A 5,650-nucleotide genomic window follows, 5' to 3' on the forward strand; every position below is an offset into this window, starting at 1 on the left:
ATGATGACAAAATTCGGACCGCCGACGCGGTCGTAAATTTGTCCCACTGAATTGTGTCTGTAACACAGACAGAAAATCGGTAATTATTTGCACTTTTACGAGAAGTTAGGCTTGGTAACCTATTAACTGATTGTAGAAGTGCTTTTATTGTTTTAACCCATTGATAATGGCGAACATATTCAATAGGGAATGATAAAAAATTGCGCATTTTTTTTATCCAATGGCGGTAGTTTTTCCAATTGATGTCCCCTGATAAGGTGAGAAGAGCTACCGCAAATGAAACAAGTATCGCGTTGGGGCGGGCTGGAAAGGCAGGTGGCTTCTTGACCGAACGGGACGGAAGGGCATGAAGCGGCCTGCGCGGGTTTTCAAAGACGCTGACCAACGGGAGAGGGTCTTTGAAAAATGGGTAGCGTGTTGGCCAAACCACTCAGAGGAATTAGGTAGACTCAAAAGAATGAAGGGTAGTAGAGTAGTTTGAGGACTGAATATCATAGTAAGATGGTCTGCCAACCCGTTGGCTCACCAAAGACTATTGACTACTATTTTTAGCCAAAAGGGCATTTTATGGATTATAAAAAATCACTATTGTTGTTCATTAAATAATATTTTTACTCATTTTTTGATTTTAAGCTGAAAAACAGTGTTATTTTAGGCTCTATTTATATCTGACCTTCAACATTTAAACAGCATGTTAAACATTTACGATTCCAAACTTCTGGAGATTTTCGCTCTGGAGGAGGAGGATTTAGCGACTCATCCTATTCCGCTTTATGAATCCAGTGTCCAGGCGGGTTTCCCCTCCCCCGCCGACGATTACGTGGAGCTCTCGCTCGATGTGCTCAAATTTCTGGTCGATAAACCCTACAGCACGTTTTGCGTGAAGGTAAAGGGCAATTCGATGGAAGGTGCCGCCATCAAAGACGGCTCTATTTTGGTCGTGGACCGCTCTAAAGATGTCAAAAACGAAAACATCATCATTGCCAACCTGAACGGAGATTTTACCGTCAAACGCTACCGAAAGATAAAAGGCCAAGTTTGGCTCATTCCCGAGCACCCTGCCTACGACCCCGTTTTGGTCACCGAAGAAATGGAGTTTCAGATTTGGGGGGTGGTTACGTTCATCATCAATCAGCCATAGGATGTTCGGATTGGTAGATTGTAACAATTTTTACGTTTCGTGCGAACGGGTATTCAACGCCAAACTCGAAGGAAAGCCCGTTGTAGTTTTGAGTAATAACGACGGCTGCCTCATCGCTCGGTCTAACGAAGCCAAGGCTTTAGGCCTTAAAATGGGGGACTTAGCCTTTGAAAAAGAGGCATTTTTTGAGAAAAACGGTGTCCAGGTATTCTCATCTAACTACGCCCTGTACGGCGACATGTCCGACCGGGTCATGAAAACCATTGCCCAAATGGTACCGGGCATGGAAGTCTACAGCATCGACGAAGCTTTCATTGATTTTCACAATATGCCTTACGAAGATTTGGAGGCACTGGCGCAGCGCATCCGTAAAACCGTGAAGCAATACACGGGCATCCCCGTCAGTATCGGCATTGCTCCCACCAAAACGCTGGCCAAAGTGGCCAACCGCTACGCCAAAAAACACCTGCCTCACCTCGGCATTTACCAAATTGATTCCGATCACGATGCCGAAAAAGCCTTGGTCAATACGCCCGTCGAAGACATTTGGGGCGTGGGTTACAAATACGCCAAGATGCTCAACGCCCATCACATCTTCAATGCGTTGGAATTGACCCAAGCCAAAGAAGAATGGATTCGTCAAAAAATGCACGTCGTAGGCGTAAGGATGCTGCGCGAATTGCAGGGAGAAATTTGTTATCAACTCGACAACGAACCCACTCCCAAAAAAGGAATCTGCGTTTCCCGTTCCTTTGGGCACTCGCAACGGGATGTAAAAATCATCACCGAAGCCGTGGCCACCTTTGCCGCTCGGGTGGGCGAAAAGCTCCGAAAACAAAAAAGCTGCGCGCACATCGTGCACGTTTTTCTCTATACCAATCCCCACAAAGACGAGCCACAATACTTCAATTCCAAAGTGCTGCAGTTGCCCACCTCCACGAGCAGCACCATTGAAATTATACGCTACGCCCTGCGAGGTTTGGAGCTGATTTTTAAACCGGGCTTCAATTACAAAAAAGCGGGGGTGATGATTTCGGGGATTGTCCCCGAAAATCAGGTACAAATTGGGCTTTTTGACACGCATAAGCGGGAAATTGATACCAAAGCCATGAAAGCATTAGATGAATTGAACCGCCGCATGGGACGCGATACGGTCAAGATAGCCGTTCAGGGGTTCGGTCGTGACTGGCAACTTCGGCAGGAACGAAAATCACGCTGCTATACCACCCGCTGGCAGGAACTACTTGAGGTGGAAGCTTGGGGATGAGTTAAAGTACCCAATTAATCACTAATCATCACCCTAAATAGGTTGATTTATGTTGTTTTTTGGAAGTTCCAACGATGTTATTAGCCTTTAATGTGGTTGCTGGAAGTCGGGTAGAATTGTAAAGATTGTTGGTATAAATTTTCGTAAACCAGTACACTTGGTCAATAATTTTGTTAAAATCCGTATTTCCAAACTTATGTTTGATGATAATGGGACTGATAACCGCACTCTGCTCTTCCGCTTGACTATTTGTTACAAGTATTGAATATTTATGATCATTGTCCTGGTACGAATTTCCTGAAGGTGGAGTAACAGCAGTTCCTTTGTCATTTTTCATTGCAATGACCGGAAACCCTGATTTAATTATTTCAACTATATCCACAGCAACTTCTCCCCAAACGGTACGAATGGTATTGGTCAATGAAGTGATATCCGTTGAGTGAAGTTTTCCATCACGATGTATCACAAGGCTTTTTGGCGGTGGCAGGTTATTTTCTATCAGAAAACCTGCAAGCTTTTTGAAAGCAGTTATGCAATGATTTTCAATTAAGTTTTCCTTTCTCGGAATTTCCTTTTCGATAGTATGGCCAATCAAAAGTCCATGATGGTCAAAAATGACAGTTGCAAAGTTAGAAAAAACTTCCTCGCCGTGGGTTGTGTGTCCTAAGTCAATACCGATGAAGTAACCGTTTTCATTGGTATGGGTATCAGCGATGGCAGCGATGATACCACCTGATTTTTCCAGACATTTACAAACAAAATTTGAAAGTTTCGCTCTGTTTTGTTTATTGTCGGACGTATCGCCTTGATAAATTTGATGTTTCAAATTACGGAGGGATTTAAAAAAATCTCGGGGCATTTCATATTTACAGAAGACCGCAATCATTGTTTTGCTTTCCTGTGTCCTCAGTATTTCCTGAACTTGCTTACGATTAATACCATCGTTTGCTTCAATCATTACAGAAGGAAGAATAGTAAAATATACGGAACCTTTATTAAAAGCTACGACAAGTTCTTTAAAGATTTCAATGTTTAAGTTATCGCATACGATTGGCAGTATATTCCAATTGCTAACTGGTTTGTAAATACCATTGTAGAAGCAGGCGCTTTGGACATTTGATTTAGTATGAATATCATTTGGGTTTGTAAACAGCTTCGTAATGTAGGGATGTTTCCAGCCGTTTTTTTGCTCAACTCTTGCTTTTATGGATATTGGCAGCGTTAATTGTCCCAATTGTTCCAACACAGTTTCGTTCTTGGGGAAAATTGCAATCAACTCATCGGGAGCAACATCATCTCTTGTATATTCCAATCGAACCCCATATTGGGTTGCAGTTTTTGAGCGCAGCGTTACATTTTCCGATTGGCTGCCGACAAGCAAATTGTTTTTGGTTTCTAATTTCAGAATATTCACCTTAAAATATTTTTCTTCCGATAACCTGAAGTAGTCAGGTAATTTGAAGTTGTCAAGCACGGGATTAATAAACTGAATGGCTTTTTTTAAATTCTTTGACGTATTTTCAGTGACCTTCCCAAATAAGGCTGGTGAATAGTTGGCCATGAAATGATAGTCAAATGTCGCAAGGAAGTTTGCATTATCAGCAAGTATTTTATCAACTGTTATAGACCACGGTTGCAGTTGGATTTTTCTACTGTTCGCCACTTCTAAAATTTACTATCCAAAAATAGGGCTTCTTTTAGAGTTATCTGTTTTTCTTCAGTCCGCTCAATGACCTATTTTATTGTACGCTTCAAGGTAGGTTTTATTCTACGGACTTTTTAATTCTATCAACTGGTGTACGCATTTTGTCAAATCAGTGCAAAAAGACTACACTTTCAATGGCTAATTTTACCACTTGATAAATAATTGAAGTATTACTTGGTTTAATTTTTGAAAAACGCTATATTTTCCCACACGTTAAAACCACTAACCTTTTTGAAAAAAATCAGATTCCTAAAAGTGCAGTTTGCTGCTGACATAGATGGCTGGGAAATCCCTGCTTTTCGTGGAGCCGTAATCAAAAAGACGGGAGAACAGCACATTACTTTCCATAATCACATCAATGATAAAGAGGTCATTTATCGATATCCGGTCATTCAATATAAACGGATAGGACGAAATCCGGCCCTGATTTGTGTAGATTTTGGAGTAGACGAAGTGCATCATTTCTTCAACAACCGCAATCTCGACATTGAAATCAGCGGTCGAAAACTTTCTTTAGGGGTGAAGAATCTGCAAATGAATCAATTCAATTTGCAGGTTTGGGAAAAAACCTTCACCATGCACATCAGCCAATGGTTGGCCCTCAATCAGGAGAATCACGCCAAATACATGGCCACGGCTGACGAACTATCGCGACTTGCCTTACTGGAAAGTATTTTGAAAGGAAACATCCTCTCTTTTGCCAAAGGAATCGGCTGGGATATAGACCGAGAAATAAGCCTTCGAATAGATACTATCGAAAAAGTGCGCCCCGTGACTTTCAAAGAACAAAAAGTTCTGGCCTTTGATGTAACCTTCCGCACCAATGTGTTCCTGCCCGATTACCTCGGTCTGGGAAAAGGGGTTAGTCTTGGATTTGGAACCGTACGACAAATGAAGAAATAATAAACTTAAATATGGCATATTTATACGGAGCCAGTGTGCAAGGCATACAGGGCTTTATTTTTCAAACAAACAAACTCAAAGAAATTGTTGGTGCAAGCGAGTTGGTGGAACAGATTTGTACTAATGAGTTTGACACTTTTTGTCAGAAAAAAGGAATACAACTTTCCTGTGATGATGTAATTATTAAAGCAGCAGGAAATATTAAATACCTGTTTCAATCTGATGAAGATTGTAAAAAGGTGGTTAGAGAATTTCCTAAGCATATTGCCAACTTAGCTCCTGGTATTACAATTTCTCAGGCGATTGTAAAGTATTCTGAAAATTTACCAGATGCAATCAATGCTTTAGAAACAAAACTAAAAGCACAAAGAAGTAAGGTTTCAATGCCAGTTGAAACAGGCTTTATGGGCTTAGAACGAGATAGAAGGGCTGGTGGTGTGGCTGTTCAACAGAATGTAGAAAAGGACGAAATTATTTGTAGTGCCACAAAAGCAAAAATAGACTCCTCAAAAAAAGCACAAGTATTTAAGAGCGTTGCTGGCGAAGAGGATGTTAACTTAGATAATTTACCTTTAGAGGTAGAAAAAATTACTCAAAGTGGTAAAAACTCATGGCTGGCTATTATTCACGCAGA

At 41.2% G+C, this 5,650-nt stretch carries 6 protein-coding genes; 4 read left to right on the plus strand and 2 right to left on the minus strand.

Annotation, left to right across the window (positions count from 1 at the left end; all coding sequences use genetic code 11):
• Positions 1-430 (minus strand): hypothetical protein (locus Q0081_RS03455; RefSeq protein WP_298349333.1); only part of this gene is annotated, 430 nt, incomplete at its 3' end.
• Positions 431-691: 261 nt separating this feature from the next.
• Between Q0081_RS03455 and Q0081_RS03460 the strand changes: the two genes are divergently transcribed.
• A complete protein-coding gene (locus Q0081_RS03460) occupies positions 692-1,141 on the plus strand; it encodes a LexA family transcriptional regulator (protein ID WP_298349336.1) in 450 nt (149 codons plus the stop codon).
• A 1-nt stretch (position 1,142) separates the two neighbouring features.
• A complete protein-coding gene (locus Q0081_RS03465) occupies positions 1,143-2,408 on the plus strand; it encodes a Y-family DNA polymerase (RefSeq protein WP_298349338.1) in 1,266 nt (421 codons plus the stop codon).
• 28 nt (positions 2,409-2,436) lie between these two features.
• Here Q0081_RS03465 and Q0081_RS03470 read toward each other — a convergent pair whose 3' ends face one another.
• Entirely contained in the window at positions 2,437-4,071 is a 1,635-nt protein-coding gene (locus Q0081_RS03470; RefSeq protein WP_298349345.1) for a hypothetical protein, read from the minus strand.
• Positions 4,072-4,344: 273 nt separating this feature from the next.
• Between Q0081_RS03470 and Q0081_RS03475 the strand changes: the two genes are divergently transcribed.
• Both Q0081_RS03475 and Q0081_RS03480 read left to right on the plus strand, forming a co-directional pair.
• Positions 4,345-5,016: a CRISPR-associated endonuclease Cas6 gene (locus Q0081_RS03475; protein WP_298349347.1), complete on the plus strand. Its 672-nt coding sequence runs from the start codon at positions 4,345-4,347 to the stop codon at positions 5,014-5,016.
• Between the two features lie 11 nt (positions 5,017-5,027).
• A partial coding sequence (locus Q0081_RS03480; protein WP_298349349.1) for a hypothetical protein occupies positions 5,028-5,650 on the plus strand: 623 nt, incomplete at its 3' end.

Origin of the sequence: Runella sp. (assembly GCF_027484545.1) — a bacterium.
In the GTDB taxonomy this organism is placed as follows: domain Bacteria; phylum Bacteroidota; class Bacteroidia; order Cytophagales; family Spirosomataceae; genus Runella.